The organism is Candidatus Borrelia fainii, from assembly GCF_027925085.1.
Lineage (GTDB): Bacteria > Spirochaetota > Spirochaetia > Borreliales > Borreliaceae > Borrelia > Borrelia turicatae.
Genome location: NZ_AP027070.1, coordinates 886,333 through 904,187 on the forward strand (window position 1 = coordinate 886,333; position 17,855 = coordinate 904,187).

General features: G+C 28.5%; 20 protein-coding genes and 1 pseudogene. 15 read left to right on the forward strand and 6 right to left on the reverse strand.

Translation table 11 applies throughout. From position 1 onward, the window contains the following. Positions 1-17: 17 nt before the first annotated feature. From QMG63_RS04095 to QMG63_RS04105, 3 genes are read right to left on the reverse strand one after another with little or no spacing between them, the layout of a single operon-like run. Entirely contained in the window at positions 18-485 is a 468-nt protein-coding gene (locus tag QMG63_RS04095; RefSeq protein ID WP_281861935.1) for a divergent PAP2 family protein, read from the reverse strand. 17 nt (positions 486-502) lie between these two features. Beyond that, complete coding sequence (locus QMG63_RS04100) at positions 503-1,741, reverse strand: aminopeptidase (RefSeq protein WP_281861936.1); 1,239 nt, start codon at positions 1,739-1,741, stop codon at positions 503-505. 1 nt (position 1,742) lies between these two features. Beyond that, complete coding sequence (locus QMG63_RS04105; protein ID WP_281861937.1) at positions 1,743-2,645, reverse strand: HAD family hydrolase; 903 nt, start codon at positions 2,643-2,645, stop codon at positions 1,743-1,745. Between the two features lie 122 nt (positions 2,646-2,767). Between QMG63_RS04105 and QMG63_RS04110 the strand changes: the two genes are divergently transcribed. The 5 genes from QMG63_RS04110 to QMG63_RS04130 are packed head-to-tail and all read left to right on the forward strand — an operon-like array spanning position 2,768 to position 7,767. Next, the gene (locus tag QMG63_RS04110) at positions 2,768-4,546 is read left to right on the forward strand and encodes an aminopeptidase P family protein (RefSeq protein WP_281861938.1); all 1,779 of its coding nucleotides are present in this window, start codon (positions 2,768-2,770) and stop codon (positions 4,544-4,546) included. Continuing rightward, positions 4,543-5,232, forward strand: coding sequence for a hypothetical protein (locus tag QMG63_RS04115; protein WP_281861939.1), 690 nt, complete (start codon positions 4,543-4,545; stop codon positions 5,230-5,232). The genes QMG63_RS04110 and QMG63_RS04115 overlap by 4 nt, the downstream gene beginning before the upstream one ends. Before the next feature lie 23 nt (positions 5,233-5,255). Continuing rightward, complete coding sequence (gene def, locus QMG63_RS04120; protein WP_281861941.1) at positions 5,256-5,753, forward strand: peptide deformylase; 498 nt, start codon at positions 5,256-5,258, stop codon at positions 5,751-5,753. Further along, the gene (fmt, locus tag QMG63_RS04125; protein ID WP_281861942.1) at positions 5,750-6,679 is read left to right on the forward strand and encodes a methionyl-tRNA formyltransferase; all 930 of its coding nucleotides are present in this window, start codon (positions 5,750-5,752) and stop codon (positions 6,677-6,679) included. Before def ends, fmt begins: the two co-directional genes overlap by 4 nt. A 29-nt stretch (positions 6,680-6,708) precedes the next feature. Next, complete coding sequence (locus tag QMG63_RS04130; RefSeq protein WP_281861944.1) at positions 6,709-7,767, forward strand: PASTA domain-containing protein; 1,059 nt, start codon at positions 6,709-6,711, stop codon at positions 7,765-7,767. A gap of 108 nt (positions 7,768-7,875) precedes the next feature. Here QMG63_RS04130 and QMG63_RS04135 read toward each other — a convergent pair whose 3' ends face one another. Next, on the reverse strand, positions 7,876-8,598 hold the full coding sequence (locus tag QMG63_RS04135; RefSeq protein ID WP_281861946.1) for a 16S rRNA (uracil(1498)-N(3))-methyltransferase: 723 nt from the start codon (positions 8,596-8,598) through the stop codon (positions 7,876-7,878). A gap of 73 nt (positions 8,599-8,671) precedes the next feature. On the opposite strand from QMG63_RS04135, the gene trxA reads away from it, so the two are divergent. From trxA to secG, 8 genes are all read left to right on the forward strand, one after another. Then, on the forward strand, positions 8,672-9,025 hold the full coding sequence (trxA, locus tag QMG63_RS04140; protein WP_281861948.1) for a thioredoxin: 354 nt from the start codon (positions 8,672-8,674) through the stop codon (positions 9,023-9,025). Between the two features lie 87 nt (positions 9,026-9,112). Continuing rightward, positions 9,113-9,559 carry an rRNA maturation RNase YbeY gene (gene ybeY / locus QMG63_RS04145; RefSeq protein WP_281861950.1) on the forward strand — a complete coding sequence of 149 codons (447 nt, stop codon included), beginning with the start codon at positions 9,113-9,115 and terminating at the stop codon, positions 9,557-9,559. After that, the gene (locus tag QMG63_RS04150) at positions 9,559-10,335 is read left to right on the forward strand and encodes a hemolysin family protein (RefSeq protein WP_281861952.1); all 777 of its coding nucleotides are present in this window, start codon (positions 9,559-9,561) and stop codon (positions 10,333-10,335) included. The genes ybeY and QMG63_RS04150 overlap by 1 nt, the downstream gene beginning before the upstream one ends. Next, positions 10,332-12,317: a tetratricopeptide repeat protein gene (locus tag QMG63_RS04155; protein WP_281861954.1), complete on the forward strand. Its 1,986-nt coding sequence runs from the start codon at positions 10,332-10,334 to the stop codon at positions 12,315-12,317. Before QMG63_RS04150 ends, QMG63_RS04155 begins: the two co-directional genes overlap by 4 nt. 73 nt (positions 12,318-12,390) lie before the next feature. Continuing rightward, positions 12,391-13,398: a type I glyceraldehyde-3-phosphate dehydrogenase gene (gene gap / locus QMG63_RS04160; protein WP_281861955.1), complete on the forward strand. Its 1,008-nt coding sequence runs from the start codon at positions 12,391-12,393 to the stop codon at positions 13,396-13,398. Positions 13,399-13,426: 28 nt separating this feature from the next. Then, positions 13,427-14,605, forward strand: a complete 1,179-nt coding sequence (locus QMG63_RS04165; RefSeq protein WP_281861957.1) for a phosphoglycerate kinase — start codon at positions 13,427-13,429, stop codon at positions 14,603-14,605. Position 14,606: 1 nt separating this feature from the next. Beyond that, a complete protein-coding gene (gene tpiA / locus QMG63_RS04170; protein ID WP_281861958.1) occupies positions 14,607-15,371 on the forward strand; it encodes a triose-phosphate isomerase in 765 nt (254 codons plus the stop codon). Positions 15,372-15,382: 11 nt separating this feature from the next. After that, positions 15,383-15,736, forward strand: a complete 354-nt coding sequence (gene secG, locus QMG63_RS04175) for a preprotein translocase subunit SecG (protein ID WP_281861959.1) — start codon at positions 15,383-15,385, stop codon at positions 15,734-15,736. A 70-nt stretch (positions 15,737-15,806) separates the two neighbouring features. On the opposite strand, the gene ung is transcribed toward secG, so the two are convergent. Continuing rightward, a complete protein-coding gene (gene ung / locus QMG63_RS04180; protein WP_281861960.1) occupies positions 15,807-16,478 on the reverse strand; it encodes a uracil-DNA glycosylase in 672 nt (223 codons plus the stop codon). Between the two features lie 78 nt (positions 16,479-16,556). On the opposite strand from ung, the pseudogene QMG63_RS04185 reads away from it, so the two are divergent. Further along, positions 16,557-17,186 (forward strand): annotated as a pseudogene (locus QMG63_RS04185) (TrmH family RNA methyltransferase). A 5-nt stretch (positions 17,187-17,191) separates the two neighbouring features. Here the strand turns inward: QMG63_RS04185 and QMG63_RS04190 are convergent. After that, on the reverse strand, positions 17,192-17,695 hold the full coding sequence (locus QMG63_RS04190; protein WP_281862126.1) for a VUT family protein: 504 nt from the start codon (positions 17,693-17,695) through the stop codon (positions 17,192-17,194). Here QMG63_RS04190 and QMG63_RS04195 point away from each other — a divergent pair. Next, on the forward strand, positions 17,607-17,810 hold the full coding sequence (locus QMG63_RS04195) for a hypothetical protein (protein WP_281862131.1): 204 nt from the start codon (positions 17,607-17,609) through the stop codon (positions 17,808-17,810). The two genes, QMG63_RS04190 and QMG63_RS04195, sit on opposite strands and share 89 nt — an antisense overlap. Positions 17,811-17,855 lie beyond the last annotated feature (45 nt).

Genomic DNA, 17,855 nt, shown 5'->3' on the forward strand with positions numbered 1-17,855 from the left:
CCTTTATAATCTGTTATTTATATTATTCGGCAACATATTACCCATGCGGAAATTATGCCAATAAGTATTCCTGTAAATACTTCCTTTTTTTTGTGTCCTTTAACCACTTTGATTTTTAAAGGTTCAATTTTGATTTTCATTTTTAATTGTTCTGACAAAGCGTTTAGATATTCTGCTTGAACCCCTGCCATATATCTAACTCCGAATGAATCTCTTATTGTTATTAAAGCAAAAGCCAGAGCGATGATAAAGTTAGTATTTATTCCTTCTGTTATTAATATTGATGTTGCAAGAGCTGTTACTGTTGAAGAGTGACTGCTGGGCATTCCTCCTGTTTCCAAGAAAATGCTTTTTAAAAGGTATTTTGGATTTATTTTAAATTTTTTTGTCTTCATTGCTTGAATAATATATTTAATCATTTGTGCAACAATGCCTGAAACGAAACAAGACAAGAAAAGGTCATTTGTGAATAACTCTTTTATCATTATTTGATTACTCCGTTTTATATTACGAATTGTCCATTTTGTATTATTGTATGTTCTTTGCTTGATTTGTCAATGCCAATAACGTTTATGTCATTACTACCAATCATAAAGTCTGTATGGATTAAAGAGACATTACAGCCATAATCTAATTTTTCAGCATCAGTCTTTAGTTCTTGTCCGTTGCTTAAACAAGAGGGATATGCATTGCCTAGTGCAATATGGCAACTTGCATTTTCATCGTATAGTATATTGTAAAACGTTAAACCACTTTGATATATTGGAGAGTTACAGTCTACTAATGCGACTTCTCCTATATATTGTGCTTGAATGTCAGTTTCCATATGTCTTTTTAATATGTTTCTTGATTGTTCATTGTCACATCCAAAGTTAATTACTTTTCCATCTCTAAATTCTAGCCATATTCCAGTTATTAAGTTCCCAAGTACCGTTATTGGACGGGTTACATACATGATGCCATTTGTTTTTTTGTAATTGGGGGTTGTAAAGACCTCTTCAGTAGGCATGTTTGCATTAAATTCAATATCCATTCCTCTTATTTTTTCACTTCCTCCTGTCCAAATAGAACTTTCTAGAAGGTATATTTCTAGATTTGTTTTCTTGCTTTTAAAAATTATTTTTTCTAATTTAAGTTTATTTAGGATTTTACATCTTTGATGTAGTTTTTTTCCATGGTCTTCCCAGGCCTTTATTGGATCTTTTGAGTCGAGTAACATGATTTTTTTTTGAATTTTAAAAAATTCTTCTAATGTTTCTTGACTCTCAGGTTTATTTAAAACTTTTGCAGCCCATTTTGGACTTGGAGCACAAATTACGCACCATGCTAATTCGTTATTCATTATTGCACTTGAAACTTTTTTTGAAGCTATATTTAGTGCTTTAAAATATTTTAATATTTTTTTACTGTCATTATCTTTTAATGTGTCTAAATTTTCTGTGTTATCAATTCGTATCTTTGCCCATTTTTCATTTATCATTTCTTCAAAAAATTTATGCTTGAAATCCGGAATAAACTCTAAGAAATCTTCTGGTGATGATTTTAATCTGGTTTTTAAAATGTCATTGTCTTCAATATTTAATTCTACATATTTTGCTCCATACTCATAAGCTTTTTGTGCTAGAATTTTTAAAAATTCATAATTTTCAATTGAACCTGTAATAAGTACACATTGATTCTTTTGTAAGTTAATCCCTTTTAAGATAATGAGCTCTGCATATTTTATTAAGTCTGTTTTCATATTATGTCCTATGCTGTACAGGTTCTTCTAAAATGTTGTCATTAATGTAATGTGCAACAGCTTCATTATCATTGGTACCTATTATTTCTAAATACGATAACATTTTCTTTAGTCTATAATTTGCATTACCCATTAATAATCCTTTGTTTACATTTTCCAACATGTCAACATCATTAAACCCATCTCCGAATGCAATTGCTTCATTTAAATTAATATGAATGCTTTTAAGAATGTCTTTTAATGCACTTCCCTTTGAAACTTTGTTATTAACAATTTCAAGTGAGTGTGGTGTTGATAAATAAGCATTTATTTCTCTTCTGTATTTTTCTAAAATTGTTGCTTCGTATTTTATTAATTGTGTTTCTTCATCATGCAGTAATAATATTTTTGCTATATTGTTAAAATTTTTAATTTCTGTAAAACTGTTGATCTCATGATATTTTATACTTATATCTTTTAGTTCATGTTCTATATATTTATGTTTCCTTAACAATTTATGTTTTTTAAATATATTATTGATAGCATTTTTAGTTATGTTATCAGCGTAAAGCCTTTCATCTATATCTTCAGATTTTTGTAAAAAATGGGGTATATCTTTGTATTTGTTCTCTCTGAGGTTTAAAATCTCATTTACAATTTCAGAGGACAAATCATAACTACTTATTAATTGCCATTGATTATTGTAGACTCTTGCTCCATTTAATGTTATAAAAAATGAAACATGTGAGTTTAAGTGTTCTGTAAGAGAAATTATTTCATTTTTACTTCTTCCTGTTGCAATAATAAACTTTTTGTTTTCTTTTGTTAGTTTTTTTATTATAATTTCACTAAAAGCCCCTATTTGGCTATTTGAGAGTAGAAGTGTGCCATCAAGATCAGAAATAACAACCTTAACATCTTTCATATTTTTGTCCTTTGATTTTACCGTTGGATTTTATTATAACAAATAATTCAATTTTAAAAAATTTCTTTATTTGTTATAATAAAATAAAAGTTACTTTGTAAAAGTCTAAGGAGCTTGCTTTTATGGAAATTAATACAAAAATATTTTCTTTGAGAAATTTGATGATGAAGAGTGAAATCGATGCGTATTTAATAGCAAGTTATGATCCACATATGAGTGAATATTCTCATGTTAGATTTAATGTTCGTGAATTTATTACAGGATTTACAGGAAGTGCTGGGATAGTAATTGTTACAGAAACAGAGGCAGTGCTTTTTACAGATGGTAGGTATTTTTTACAAGCATCGAGTGAGCTTGAAGGAACCGAGTTTAAATTGATAAAGCTTGGAGTTAAAGGGTGTCCGGATATTTTTGGTTACATAAATGCAAATCTTAAAGGCTTAAGGCTTGGGATTTATTCTGAAGATGTTAATATAAAATTTTATAATGATTTGGTTCAAAATTGTAGACATACAGATATTGAGATCTTACATGAAGATTTAGTTTCTAAAATTTGGCAGGATAGACCCGTTTTAGAAAGCAATAAGATATTTGAGTTGAGTGAAACTCAAAAAATCGATAAAAGAGCGGATAAGCTTGATAAAGTTAATGTAAAATTAGAAGAAAAGGCAATTGATTTTTGTGTTATAAGTTCTTTGGATGAAATAGCTTGGCTTTTAAATTTAAGAGGTTTGGATATTGAATCATCGGCTTTATTTTATGCTTTTTTGTTTATTGCTAGAAGTGAGAGATATAAGAATGTTCTTTTTGTTAATATTGATAAACTTGATTTTGAGTTAAGAGAAAAGTTTGAGGTCGAAGGTTTTGAGATTGAAGATTATAGTAATTTTTATTCGTTTTTAGCAGAGATTAATCATGAAGGGAAATTTTTTATACCAGTTGAAAGTAATGTTAAAATATTGGAATCTATTGGTAAACCAAATGCACTACTTGGAGAGAGTATTGTGAATGAACTTAAGGCGATAAAATCAGATTATGAGATTAGTAAGATGAAAGAGGCTCATATTATTGATGCTGTGAGTTTGATTAAATTTTTGTATAAATTTAAAAGTTTAAGTAAAGATGAGCTTTCTAGGTTAGATGAGGTTGATGTTGCAAATATGTTGTTAAATTTTAGGACATCAAGAGATGAATTTTTTAGTTCTAGTTTTGATTCGATAGTTGGATTTAAAGAAAATGCGGCTTTGCCTCATTATCGACCTAAAAAAGGAGCTAAAAATCTTGATGGAAATGGATTGCTTTTAATAGATTCTGGAGGTTCTTACCTTGAACTTGGTACAACAGACGTTACAAGAACTATTTTAATTGGAGAAGCATCTTGTAAAGAGAGAGAAGATTATACTTTAGTCCTTAAGTCTTTTATTGCTCTTGCGTCTTTAAAATTTCCATTTGGGACTTTAGGTTCTTCTCTTGATGGTATTGCTCGATTTCCTTTGCTAAAACAAGGATTGAATTTTGCTCATGGAACAGGTCATGGGGTAGGCTTTTTTCTTAATGTTCACGAACTTCCTGTTTCTATTAGTCCTTTGTCTACTTATTCTTTTAAAGGTTCTGAAATTGCTTCAATTGAGCCTGGGCTATATCGAGATTCTGAATATGGAATTAGAACTGAAAATTTAGTTTTTGTGAAGCAAAGTTATTCAAATGAATTTGGAACTTTTTTGGAGTTTGAAAATTTAACTCTTGTACCTTTTGAAAAAGAATTAATAGTTACTGAAATGCTTTCAAAAGATGAATTAGACTATATTAATAGTTATCATGAATTTATATATTCTAGTTTGAAAGAATATCTTAGTGGTGATGAGCTGAAATTTTTAGAGATATTAACTAGTAAGATATGAGATTTGTAAGTTTATTTGTAATATTTATTGCTTTTTGTTTTGTACATTTATTTTCGCTGTCATCGGATATTATTTTTCACGATTCTTATAAAGATGCTATGGATGAGGCCCGAAATTTACATAAAAATGTTTTAATATTGGTTGGAAAAGATATTAAAGGCAATTTGGTAAGAGATTTTTTAAAGTCGTTTGAAGATGATAGGCTTCTTAAGGCTATTGCTAAAAATAATGTTTTTTTAATTATTGATATGAATAATGAAATTTTTGGTGAGATTAATTTAAAAAAAAGTCCCACCTTATTTTTTGTTGATTCACAAAGTGAGCAAATTAAGACCGCGTATATTGGTTCTATTAGGGATACTGTTCAGTGTAATCAGGAGTTTTTAAATTATGCTTTGGGGGTTTCTAAATTAGATGATATTTTTCATAAAAAGAATAACTATGAAATTAATACTCTTGATGACAAAGTTTTTTTTTATAAAACATTGGACGGTCATTGGAGATTAAAAATGAATGGGCAAGACAAAAAACTTCTTTCTTCAAAAATAGAGCTTAAGGAATTTTTAGTATTTAAGGATGAAAGTGAAGGTAAGCTTTACGCTTTTCCTAAGTCTAAGAAAGGTAGTATTTATTTTTCAGAAGCAGAAAATGAGGAATGGAAACTTTTTGGACAAATAAAGTTATAGTTTGAATTTTTTTTGAGGGTTTTATGAAAATATTTTTTTATCCCAATGATCTATTGCGAGTAAAGGCAAAATCGGTTTTAAATATTGATAATGAGCTTAGAAATATTGCTTTTAAAATGGTAAATTTGATGGATGCTAAAAATGGTATTGGGCTAGCGGCACCTCAAGTAGGTCTTGATTTATCTATTTTTGTGGTCAGAAAAAATGCAATGTCAAAACCTTTAATTTTTATTAATCCTTTGATAACGGAAACTTCTTTTGAACTTGTTCTTTATAAAGAAGGTTGTTTGAGTATTCCTGGAGTTTATTATGATCTCTTGAGGCCCAAATCTATTATAGTTGAGGCTTATGATGAAAATGGTGAATTTTTTAAAATTGAAAGTTCAGGTTTGTTAGCCAGAATTGTTCAGCACGAAATGGATCATTTAAAAGGTGTACTTTTTATTGATTATTATGAGGATAAACTTAGGAATAAATTGTTGAAGTCTTATATGAAAAAAAGGAGATTTATTAAAACTTGAGGATTTTTTTTGCAAGTTCTGACAATATTGCTTTAGAGGTTTTAAAGAAAGTCTCAGACCATTATAATGTAGTTGGTGTTCTAACTGCTCCTGATAAGCCTAGTGGTCGTGGTCTCTTTTTAAAAGTTAATGACATTAAAGTTGAGGCTATTAATAGAAATATTGTTGTTTTAGATCCCGTTGTACTTAATTTTGATGTAATAGAAATGGTTAAGAAATTAAAACCTGATCTTATGTTAGTTTTCTCTTATGGAAAAATATTTAGACAAGAATTTTTAGATATTTTCCCAATGGGTTGTATTAATGTTCATCCTTCTCTTTTACCAAAATATAGAGGACCTTCCCCCATTCAAACTGCTATTTTAAATGGTGATTCTATTGGAGGGATTACTGTTCAAAAAATGGCTTTGGAGATGGATAGTGGCAATATTTTAGCACAAAGTCAATTTGAAATAAAGAGCTTTAATACAAGTGCTGATATTTTTAAATATGTTTCTTTAAACAGCTTTAATCTTGTTTTGGAAGCTTTAAGTAAACTGAACAAAGGACATATTGGCATTGTTCAAGATTCAAGCCAGGCAACATATTGTTCTTTTTTTAATAAGCAACATAGAATGCTTAATTTTGATTTGAGTGCTTTTGAAATTAAGAATAAGATTAATGCTTGCAATCCTTGGCCACTTGCAAGAGCTAAGCTTGATAAAGGTGAAATTATTTTTCATAGAGCTGACTTTATAAAGACTACTGATTATAGTGATCAGGTAATAGGAAAAATTGTTTCATTTGATCCTAGTAAAGGTATTTTGGTGAAGACAAAAGATGGAATTTTATTGTTATTAGAGGTTCAAATGACTGGGAGAAAGGTTGTAGATTATAAGTCTTTTTATAATGGAAATAGGGATTTAATAGGTAAAATTTTTTCTTAAATCTTAAACTATAAGGAGATGATATAGTATTGAGTGATAATATACCACCGCATAATAAAAATTTTTTATATGATGAAAATTTAAATAGTAATAATAATTTGTGTGAATATAATGAAAATTTTGATAGCAAAGTTCTCACTTTGCCCAAACATGTAGCTAAGGGTTTGATACTTACTATTTTTAGTTCCTTAATTATTTCGTGTGCAATATTTTTTATTTTTTTAAAAAGTAATGACATTGTTGTTGTTCCAAATCTTATTGAATTTTATCTTGAAGATGCAATTAATGAGCTTCAAAATAAAGAACTTATTCCTTATGTTGAACTTAAATTTTCATCAACTTCTCTTGATAAGGGAAAGGTAATAGATCAAAATCCTAAGGCAGGTACTGTCTTAAGACTTGATAGTAAGGTTAAGATCTTTATTAGTAAAGGGGCTGTGATCAATAAAGTTGATAGTTTTATTGGAAAAAATATTGATGATGTGCTTATTAATTTAAAAGCCAATTCAATTAATAATAACAGGATGTTTTATCATTTGTTAAAACCTATTGAAATTGAGAGTACTCTTCCAAAGGGGACAATAATCCGTCAAGAACCATCTCCAGGTACTAAGATTTCAAGCTTAATTGATCTTCAATTTTTAGTAAGCAAGGGGCAAGAAAAACCCCCTATTAAATATGTAAAAAATTATATTGGTCTTTATTATAAAGATGTTATTATTTCTCTTTTAAATGATGAAATTGATTTTGATGTGAATTTGTCAAGCGGCAGTGATTTTGGAAGCGTTATTTTTCAATCTTTATCTCCCGGTAGTAAAATTGAAAATTTAGATAAATTAACAATTACTATTAATGAACCAAGGAGTAATGATACAGGTGTTTTTGGGTTTTTGACTTATAAATTGGATATATACCCATCTAGTGTGGATATGATGGTTAAGATCAAGGATCCTAGTGGAAGCAGTTCTTTGCTTTATTCTTTTAGATCTAAGGGGGGACTTATTAAATTGCCTTATGAGGCATTAAAAGGTTCGATAATTGAACTTTATATTTATGATAGGCTTGTGAATCAAACAGTAGTAAACTGAGTTTATTTGCTCTATTTGTATTTTTTTTTCACTTTTAAAGTGAATTTAAAAGTGAAAAAATTGATAGTATGCTTATTTATTTGATTCATATTGAAGGTATTAAAAATATTATTTATCATTCATTTTTGATGTAATAATAGCGGATGCTACGATTGTAGCCGTTTCTGTTCTTAAAATATTTGATGAAATGTTATAGGCATTAAAATTATATTCTTTAATTAAGTTTATTTCTTTTGTTATAAATCCTCTCTCTGGTCCAATAATAACAACCGTATTTTTTGTTTTTATATTTAAGTCAACTAATTTATTTTTGCTTTTTCTTTCAAGTAGTATTTTTGTGGTATTAGATTCCTCATATTCTGTATTCTTTAAAACTTCTCTTAGATTATTAAAAATTTTGACTTTTGGTATGTAGGTGATTCCACCTTGCATGGCACCTTCTATTAGATATTTTTCATATTCCCTTTCTTTAAAGAGTTTGGAACATGAATAAGATTTTTCGCTAAGGAAAGCATTAAAAAAAATCAGTTTAGATATTCCGATGCTTCCAAGATGTGTGATTATTCTTTTTGCTGCAATTGGTCGCACTAAACCAATTATTACTTTTAACTTTTTTAGTTTGTTTGACTTTGCTATTTTATGATTTTCTTTAAAAAAAAGTTTTACATCTTTTTGATATACGCATGAGTAAATGTGTTCTTCTCCAATAATACCAAATTTAAATGTTTCATTATTTTTAAGTTTTAATATCTCATTAATGTGTTTTACTCTTGAATCATTGAGTATTAATCCGTTTTTAAGTTCATCTGAATTTATTAATATTAAGTTCATTTCTATATGTAATCCTTTATTAATTATATTGTATTTATGTTATAATGAAAAATCGATTGATTTAGGAGAAAATATGGCAATTAGTTTAACTAAGCAAGAATTTATTGATAAGGTTTTTGATTATAAAAATAATAAAGAGTGGGGTTTTAAAGGGAAAAAACCTGCAATAATTGATTTTTATGCTGATTGGTGTGGTCCATGTAAAATGCTTACTCCGATTTATGATGAACTTTCAAAAGAATATGGAGATAGGATTGATTTTTATAAAATCAATACTGATAAAGAACAGGAAATTTCTATGGCGCTTGGTGTTCAAAGTCTTCCTACTATTATTTTTGTTCCTGTTGGAGAAAAGCCAAGAGTTTCTGTTGGTTTTATTCAAAAAGATTCTTTTGAAGATGCAATTAAAGATTTATTTAAGGTTTAGCATGTGTAGAGAATTTTAATAAAAAATTAAAATCTTGTCTGTTTATATAATATTTTTTAAGTTATAATTATTCTAGGATATAGGGAATTGATAAAAGAAGAGTTAAACTTATGGGCAGAAGGTGTTGAGTTTAAACATTGGGATGCTTATTATGATTTTATTTTATCTGTTCTAGATTTTCTTTGTATTAAAGAATATGAACTTTCTATTATCTTGTGTAATAATGAGTACATTCAAAAGTTAAATAGTCAATTTAGACAAAAATCCGAGCCTACTGATGTTCTCTCTTTTAATTATCTTAAAGAGAGTGGACAAATAGAGCATAAAATACAAGGTGATCTTATAATATCTCTTGAATATTTAGAGTTTAGTTCTTTGGAGTTTAATGTTGAGTTGTACGATGAGCTTCAAAGGAATACTATACATGGTATTTTACATTTAATAGGATATACTCACAAAACAAATGATTTCCAAAATGAAGAGATGTTAGTTATTCAGGAGAAACTTTTAAGAGAAACCAGAAGGGTATTTTGATGTTCAAATTTTTGAGTTTTAAAAATAAAAAAATAAGAGATGCTGATTGTAAGAATATTGAGGAAAAGTCAAAATTTGAAACATCTTTGCTTAAAAATTTTAATTCTCTAAAGGAAACAATTGTTAAAGAAATTATGATTCCAAGAATAAGTGTGATTTTTATTGATTATTCTGGGAGTAAAGATGAACTTTTAAAAGTTGTAACATCTAGTAATCATTCAAGATTTCCCGTTTATAGAGAAACAATAGATGATATTATTGGGATAATTCATACAAAAGATATACTTTTGCATATGTGGAAGAGAGATTTTTATGAAATAGATCTAAGAGATATTATGCGAAAGGTTATGTTTGTTCCTGAGAGTAAGAAGATTGATTCACTTTTAAAAGAGTTCCAGGAAAATCATATTCATATTGCTATTGTAGTTGATGAATATGGGGGAGTTGCAGGTCTTGTAACTCTTGAAGATATTCTTGAAGAGATTGTAGGAGATATTCAAGATGAGTTTGATAATGAGCTTGATGAAATAGTACCTCTTGATGATGGGAGTTATCTTTGTACTGCTAGAGTTTTGATTGAAGATTTAAATGAAAAACTTGGATTAAGTCTTCCAGATGGAGATTTTGATACGCTTGGGGGATTTGTTTATGATCTATTTGGAAGGATTCCTTTGAAAAATGAGAAAATAGAATATAATAATTTAACATTTACCATTAAAAATATGCATCAAAGAAATATTAAAGTAATAAAAATTTCCCAGAAGGAAGGTTTATGAATTTGAAGAGATTTTTGACAATGCTTTTAATTTTTAATTTAAATTTTGGGAGTTTAATAGGTGAGACTACAACCGCAATCAAATATTATCAAAATGCGCAAACATATTATCTTATGAAAAAGTATTATGATGCTATTGACGAACTTCTTGAGGCTGTAAAGATTAATCCTAATTATTATGAGGCATATAAGTTTATTGCAGAAATTTATTATCTATTGAAGATATATAATCAGGCTCAGTTTTTTATAGAGAAAGCCTATAAAATGTCAAATGGTGATACTGAATATAAGATTCTTTATGCAAATATATTGCTTAAAAATAATGGAACAGCACAGGCTAAAAAATTTTATTCGGAAGTTTTATCAAAGCAAAAAAATAATATTGATGCTTTAGTGGGACTTGCTTCAATTTTTGAGGAAGAAGGGTTGCTTATTGCAGCTGCTAATTATTATCTATCTATTCTTGAGTATAATCAGACAAATTATAATGCATTTGAACGTCTTATGAGCATTTATGAAAAATTGAATATGAATGATAAGGCGCAGCATTTAATAAACAAAGTAAGGGGTAATTTTACTTCTTTGCCAGATTTTCATAAAAGGGTGGCAGAATTTTCTATTAAGACTAATAGTTTAGGAGTTGCTGAGAAATATGCTCAAAATTACTTAATGTTAGTAAGAACTACTTATAGAGATTTTGGACTTGTTGATGCTTACCGTTTACTTGCCCTTGTTTATTTATATCAGTCTAAATATGAAGATGCAACCGATTTTCTTCAAAAGGCAATACTTGTTGATCAAAATTCTGATGAACTTTATTATTTACTTGGTTATTCTTATTTGAAGCTTGAAATAGTTGATAAAGCCGTTTTAAACTTTGAGAAAGCTAAGAGTATTAAAAAGGACTTAGAATTTTATGATATAGCTCTTGAAGAAAGTTTTTTTGTATCTAATTTTAGGAGCTCGTTTCAAAAAAATAATGGTACTAATATAGGAATTTCTAAAAAATATGAAAATGAGGGATTTAAGGCTTTTAAAAATTTAAACTTAGATAGAGCAGTATTTAATGTAAAGAATGCTATTGATATTTACCCTGATAATGATAGTGCTAGGTTTTTACTTGCTAAAATTTATAAATTTATGAAATTAGATGTAATGGCTTATGAGGAACTATATTATTTAATAGAGCATAAGAAGGTTATAGATACTAAAATTTCAGATTTTTATGATGTGGTTGCATTTGATATTAAAAGTTCTTTATTTTTTAAATATGGTTATAAGACTATTGGTGATTTAAATAGGCTTTATAATAATCAAACAGTTTATAGAGTAGGTATTTTTACTCAAAATGAGAACAAGATTTTTGGTGCAAATGATTTAATTTTAAAATATGCTGAGAGAATACTTGATCGTAATTTAAATATAGAAGTAGTTAATTATAGATTCGATTATAATAAAGCAAAAGATTATTTGGTAAGTAGTTTTTCTGAAGAATTTTCTTATGCAAGGAATAATAATCTTGATTTATTTTTGATGTTCGATCTTGATGTAGATGTTTTTAAAAATTCGGCTAATTTAAGAGTAGATATTTTTTCAGGTAAGACGGGTGTTAAAGTTAAGACTTTTAACTATAATTCGGGAGGAGTTCTTTATTTAAGTGATATTTTAAGTTCTTTTTCTAGAGATTTTAATGATTATTTACCTAAAAAGGGAGAGATTCTTCAGATTAAGAGAGATGATGTTCTTGTTAATCTTGGACATGTGAATGATGTGAAAAAAGGTGATGTTTTTTTAGTTCTTAAAGAAGGGGCTTTAAAGTATACTAGTGATAGTTCTAGTTTTATTAGTTATAGTAAGTCAGATATTTTAGGTGAAATTTTTATTGAAGAAATTGGTGATTACATTTCCAGAGGGATTTTAAAAGCACCTACTCTTTTAAGAGATTATATTCAGGAAGGATATACAGTTTTTATAAAAAAATAGTTTGACACTTGTGGTTAATTAATTTATGATTTAATAATTCTAGTAGATAATACAAAATAGATGGAGGAGTTGTATGAAGTTAGCTATTAATGGCTTTGGGCGTATAGGTAGAAATGTTTTTAAAATTGCTTTTGAGAGAGGAATTGAAGTTATTGCAATAAATGACTTAACAGATCCTAAAACACTTGCTCATCTTTTAAAATATGATTCAACTTTTGGAATATATAATAAAAAAGTAGAGGCAAGAGATGGAGCAATTATAGTAGATGGAAAAGAAATCAAGATTATTGCTGAACGCGATCCAAAAAACCTTCCTTGGGGCAAACTTGGAGTTGATGTTGTAATTGAATCAACAGGTGTGTTTTCATCAGCAACAACTGATAGAGGTGGGTATCTTGATCATGTTGAGCATGCCGGTGCTAAAAAAGTAATTTTGACAGTACCTGCTAAGGATGAGATTAAGACAATTGTACTTGGTGTAAATGATCATGAAATTACTTCTGATTTGAAAGCTGTTTCTAATGCTTCATGCACAACAAACTGTCTTGCACCTCTTGCAAAGGTTTTGCATGAAACTTTTGGGATTGAACAAGGTCTTATGACTACTGTTCATGCTTATACAAATGATCAAAAAATCCTTGATTTGCCACATGCTGATCTTAGACGAGCACGAGCTGGAGCTCTTTCAATTATTCCTACTTCAACAGGTGCTGCTAAGGCTGTTGGACTTGTTTTACCTGAACTTAAGGGTAAACTTAATGGCACTTCTATGAGAGTTCCTGTTCCAACAGGTTCTATTGTTGATTTTACAGTGCAACTTAAGAAAAAAGATGTTACAAAAGAAGAGATCAATTCTGTGTTTAAGAAAGCATCAGCGTCTAGAGAACTTAGTGGTATTTTAGGATATACAGAAGATCCAATAGTATCTTCAGATATTAAAGGAAATTCTCATTCTTCAATAGTTGATGGTCTTGAAACAATGGTGTTATTAAATGGTTTTGTAAAGGTACTCTCATGGTATGACAATGAATTTGGGTATTCTACAAGAGTAGTTGACCTTGCACAAAAGTTAGTGGAATAAGAAAAAAATGATCTTGAGGTAGTTATAAATGTCAATAAAAACGATAAAGGATTGTGACTTTTCAGGTAAGCGTGCTTTAGTAAGATGTGATTTTAATGTTCCCTTAAAAGAAGAAAACATTACTGATGATACCAGAATTAGGGCTGCATTACCTACAATAGAGTATCTTAAGTCTCAAGGAGCCAAAGTTATTCTTATGAGTCATTTGGGTAGGCCAAAGGGAGAGAAAAATCTTAAATATTCTCTTATGCCTGTTGCTAAAAGGTTGTCAGAACTATTAGGACAAGATGTTAAGATGCTACCTGATTGCATCGGTGATGAAGTAGCAACCACTGTTTCTTGTATGAAAAATGGAGATATTGTTTTACTTGAGAATTTAAGATTTTATAAGGAAGAAGAAGACAATTGTGATGCTTTTGTAAAAAAATTATCTCAAAATGGTGATATTTTTGTAAATGATGCTTTTGGAACTGCTCATAGGGCACATGCTTCTACAGCAGGACTTGCAACTTATTTACCAGCTGTTGGTGGGTTTTTAATGGAAAAAGAAGATGAATTTTTGGGCAAAATTTTAAGAAATCCTGAAAGTCCATTTGTTGCAATAATTGGCGGTTCAAAAGTTTCTTCAAAAATTGCAGTACTGGAATCTCTTTTGCCAAAATCAAATGTAATGGTAATTGGTGGTGGAATGGCATATACCTTTTTAAAGGTAGAAGGGTATTCTATTGGAAAGTCTCTTTTAGAGAATGAATATATTGATGTGGCTTCATCTTTTTTGAAAAAGGCAAAAGAATTAGATGTAAAAGTTATTTTACCACTTGATCATGTTGTTGCAAGTGAATTTATGGAATATTCTATTCCCGAGTATGTTGATTCTGTTAATATCCCTAATGATAAGATTGGTATGGATATTGGTGAAAAAACTTTAAGAAAAATTGAAGAAGTTCTTGTTAGTGCGAAAACTGTGATTTGGAATGGGCCTCTTGGGGTCTTTGAATTTAATGCTTTTTCTAAAGGTACAGCAAAGGTTGCAGAATATGTTGCAAGTTGTTCTGGAATTACGGTTGTTGGTGGAGGAGATTCAGTGGCTGCTGTGAATAAATTTAATTTATCTGAAAAGATAACTCATGTTTCAACAGGGGGTGGCGCTTCTCTTGAATATCTTGAGGGAAAAATTTTACCAGGTATAAAAGTGTTGGAGAAGTAAAATGAGAAAGATATTTTTAGCGGGAAACTGGAAAATGCACTATACAAGTGTGGAAGCTGCAGGTGTTGCTAAACAAATTGTAGACGGAGTTAAAAATATTAAGGATGATATTGTGGTTATGATAACACCCACATTTACATCTCTTTGTAAAGTTTGTGAAGTTACTAGAGGAAGTAATGTTCTTCTTGGTGCTCAAAATATGTCTTATGAGGATAGTGGAGCAAGAACAAGTGAAATTTCGCCTTCTATGCTTTTGGAATTTGGGGTCGATTACGTAATACTTGGGCATTCTGAATGTAGAACTTATCTTGGGGATACTGATGAAGTAGTAAATAAAAAAATTCTTGCAGGACTTAAACATCCATTTAAATATTTGATTTTTTGTATTGGGGAAACTCTTGAGGAGAGAGAAAATAATAAAACTTTGGATGTTGTTTTAAATCAGATTAGAAAAGGATTAATTTCTGTGTCTGAATTTGATCTTAAACGAATAATTTTAGCTTATGAACCTGTATGGGCAATTGGAACTGGGAAGACAGCAACAAAAGAAGAGGCTCAAGAAGTTCACAGAGCAATTAGGCATGAGATTGAATCATTGTATTCAGCTACAGCGGCAAATAACATTATTATTCAGTATGGTGGTTCTGTTAACATTAATAATGTGGAAGGCCTTATGGGTGAGAGTGACATTGATGGAGCATTGATTGGTGGTGCATCTTTAAAGGCCGATTCATTTTTGAATATAGTTAATAAAGTGGCTAAATAGAGGGGTTTATTTTGGAATTATTTAGATTTTTAATCTTTGTCTTTTTTATTATTACTTCATTTATGATTGTTTTGTTAGTCTTATTTCAAGATGAACAAGGTGATAGTATTGGAGGCGTATTTGGAGGTGGTAGTTCTTCTATTTTTGGAGCAAAATCTTCAAATATTGCGATAAGGATTACAACATTTTTTATTATGCTTTTCTTTATTTTTGTGATAGCATTGTCTTTTATTAATACCAAAAGAGTTGATAACAGTTTGTTAAAGGACGTTAAGACAAATGAAAAAAGTTCAACTTTTTGGAATGATGATACAAATCAAAATGAAGATGTTGTCAATGAAGATCTTTTAAAGAAAGAAAAATAATAAAAATAATATTTAAGTTAGAATAACTTGTCTGATAGGCTATTGAAAATCAAATATTGGGCAAATTATTCTATTGAAAGTCTATTGAAATTTTATTGTGTTCTTTTAGATATTTTAAAGTTTGACTAAAATGATTTGAACCTAAAAAACCGTTATGTGCAGAATAAGGGGAGGGGTGGCTTGTTTCAAGAATTAAATGTTTTGATGCATCTATTAATTCTTTTTTTCCTCTTGCAAAATTACCCCATAACATAAACACAACATTATTTAGATTTTTTGAAATAATTTTTATTACTTCATTTGTAAAAATTTCCCAGCCAATGTCCTTGTGAGATGATGGACGTCCTTCTTCTACTGTTAATATTGAATTTAGTAAAAATACGCCTTGTGTTGCCCATCGTGTTAGATCTCCATTTGGAATAGTTTTAATTTTTAAACTTCTCTCTATTTCTTTAAAAATATTTTGTAGTGATGGAGGTATTTTAATATTTAAATTAACAGAAAAGGCTAAACCATTGGCTTGTCCTTTGCCATGATACGGATCTTGTCCAAGTATTACTATTTTTATATCTTTAAATGGTAAAGAATCAAATGCATTAAATATTAATTTTGGGGGTGGAAATATTTTGCCCTTTTTAGTTTTATATTCGTTTTTTATGAAATTTACAAGTCTTTTGAAATAGCTTTTGCAAAATTCGCTTTTTAACATTTTTTTCCAAGATTCTTCTATCTTTACTTCCATTTTTATATTATATAAAAAATAAATTGTTTTTTAACATTTGAATTGGATTTTATTATTTTTTATATAAAATTGTATTTTGTGAGTAATGGTCTCTTGAAGAGAATAGGAGTTTTATTTGAGTTTATCACGTAAAAAAGGCTAGAGAGAATAGATTAAGTGTTAAGTAATCGCACAAATTATTTGACACTTGCACTTGAAGGTATTTTTCAGCCTCAAAATGCAAGTATAACGATGCGTACGATTGAAATTTTGGGACTTAGTAATATTCATATTGTTGAGATCAATAATAAATATACTTTAAATTCAGGGATTGTTTTTGGAGCTTCAAAATGGATAGATATAATTAAATATAAATATGTTAGGTCTGCATTTGATAATCTTAAGGGTAATGGATATGAAATAGTAACTACATCGTTAGATAATAAGGCTGTATTTTTTGAGGATTTTCCAATTGATATTAAAATGGCAATATTTTTTGGAACAGAATTAACAGGATTTAGTAATACAGTCTTATAAAATGCTGATTTGTATTTAAAAATTCCAATGTATGGGTTTACTCAAAGTTATAATCTTTTTGTAGTCATTTTAATATTCTTTTATTCATTGATTAGTTGTTTAAGGAAAAGTTTTATTAAATATTTGTTGAATGAAGATGAAAAATTGGTTTTAAAACTTGATTATTATAGAAAAATTGTATCAAGCTATTGAAAAATTTAAGTTTTTCTGACTTTCAAAGCATTTAAAAAATAATAGATAAAAGTATCAATTATCATGATTGTGATAGTAAAAATCCATGAGCTTTCTACCATGTTGATATTATTGCCAGGATATAATTGTATTATTACATGCATTGAGATGTTAGCTAATATATAAGCTATACATGAGGAACATAATCTTGACAAATTATGATTTATCAATTTATTGGTTATGTTGTTCTTTTGTAATGTAGAATATATTTTTATGTTAACATAATTACATAAAAATATAATGTATGTTCCAGTGAAAATTATTGCAGTATAGGAAGCATTGTTAAACAATACTTTTAAATGTATATTAGAAGTATCAAATTCATTTTGTTGAAAATATAATGTAAAATGAATCATTATTACAAAAGTTATATGTATAAACATGTTTAATGTTGTTGACTCTATTGCTAATTTATCATTGTATTTTTCTGTAATTAGGTTTAATGAGCAAAGAATTGATAGAAATATTATTCCTACTAGGCTTATTTGCTGTTCGAATATAAATACTTTTTTCAATATAATGAGATTTGAAAGTATTGTCATAATGATGTTAAAACAAAAAAGACCCGATTTTCCAAATAGATAGTATAATAATGTTAATTGTAGGTATACAAATACTAGTAAGGTAGTC

Bases quoted from the DNA above. Each gene is read 5' to 3' on its own strand.
- QMG63_RS04095 (WP_281861935.1), bottom strand. From the start codon at position 485: ATGATAAAAGAGTTATTCACAAATGACCTTTTCTTGTCTTGTTTCGTT.
- QMG63_RS04100 (WP_281861936.1), bottom strand. From the start codon at position 1,741: ATGAAAACAGACTTAATAAAATATGCAGAGCTCATTATCTTAAAAGGG.
- QMG63_RS04105 (WP_281861937.1), bottom strand. From the start codon at position 2,645: ATGAAAGATGTTAAGGTTGTTATTTCTGATCTTGATGGCACACTTCTA.
- QMG63_RS04110 (WP_281861938.1), top strand. From the start codon at position 2,768: ATGGAAATTAATACAAAAATATTTTCTTTGAGAAATTTGATGATGAAG.
- QMG63_RS04115 (WP_281861939.1), top strand. From the start codon at position 4,543: ATGAGATTTGTAAGTTTATTTGTAATATTTATTGCTTTTTGTTTTGTA.
- def (WP_281861941.1), top strand. From the start codon at position 5,256: ATGAAAATATTTTTTTATCCCAATGATCTATTGCGAGTAAAGGCAAAA.
- QMG63_RS04135 (WP_281861946.1), bottom strand. From the start codon at position 8,598: ATGAACTTAATATTAATAAATTCAGATGAACTTAAAAACGGATTAATA.
- trxA (WP_281861948.1), top strand. From the start codon at position 8,672: ATGGCAATTAGTTTAACTAAGCAAGAATTTATTGATAAGGTTTTTGAT.
- QMG63_RS04150 (WP_281861952.1), top strand. From the start codon at position 9,559: ATGTTCAAATTTTTGAGTTTTAAAAATAAAAAAATAAGAGATGCTGAT.
- QMG63_RS04155 (WP_281861954.1), top strand. From the start codon at position 10,332: ATGAATTTGAAGAGATTTTTGACAATGCTTTTAATTTTTAATTTAAAT.
- gap (WP_281861955.1), top strand. From the start codon at position 12,391: ATGAAGTTAGCTATTAATGGCTTTGGGCGTATAGGTAGAAATGTTTTT.
- QMG63_RS04165 (WP_281861957.1), top strand. From the start codon at position 13,427: ATGTCAATAAAAACGATAAAGGATTGTGACTTTTCAGGTAAGCGTGCT.
- tpiA (WP_281861958.1), top strand. From the start codon at position 14,607: ATGAGAAAGATATTTTTAGCGGGAAACTGGAAAATGCACTATACAAGT.
- ung (WP_281861960.1), bottom strand. From the start codon at position 16,478: ATGGAAGTAAAGATAGAAGAATCTTGGAAAAAAATGTTAAAAAGCGAA.
- QMG63_RS04195 (WP_281862131.1), top strand. From the start codon at position 17,607: ATGTTTAATGTTGTTGACTCTATTGCTAATTTATCATTGTATTTTTCT.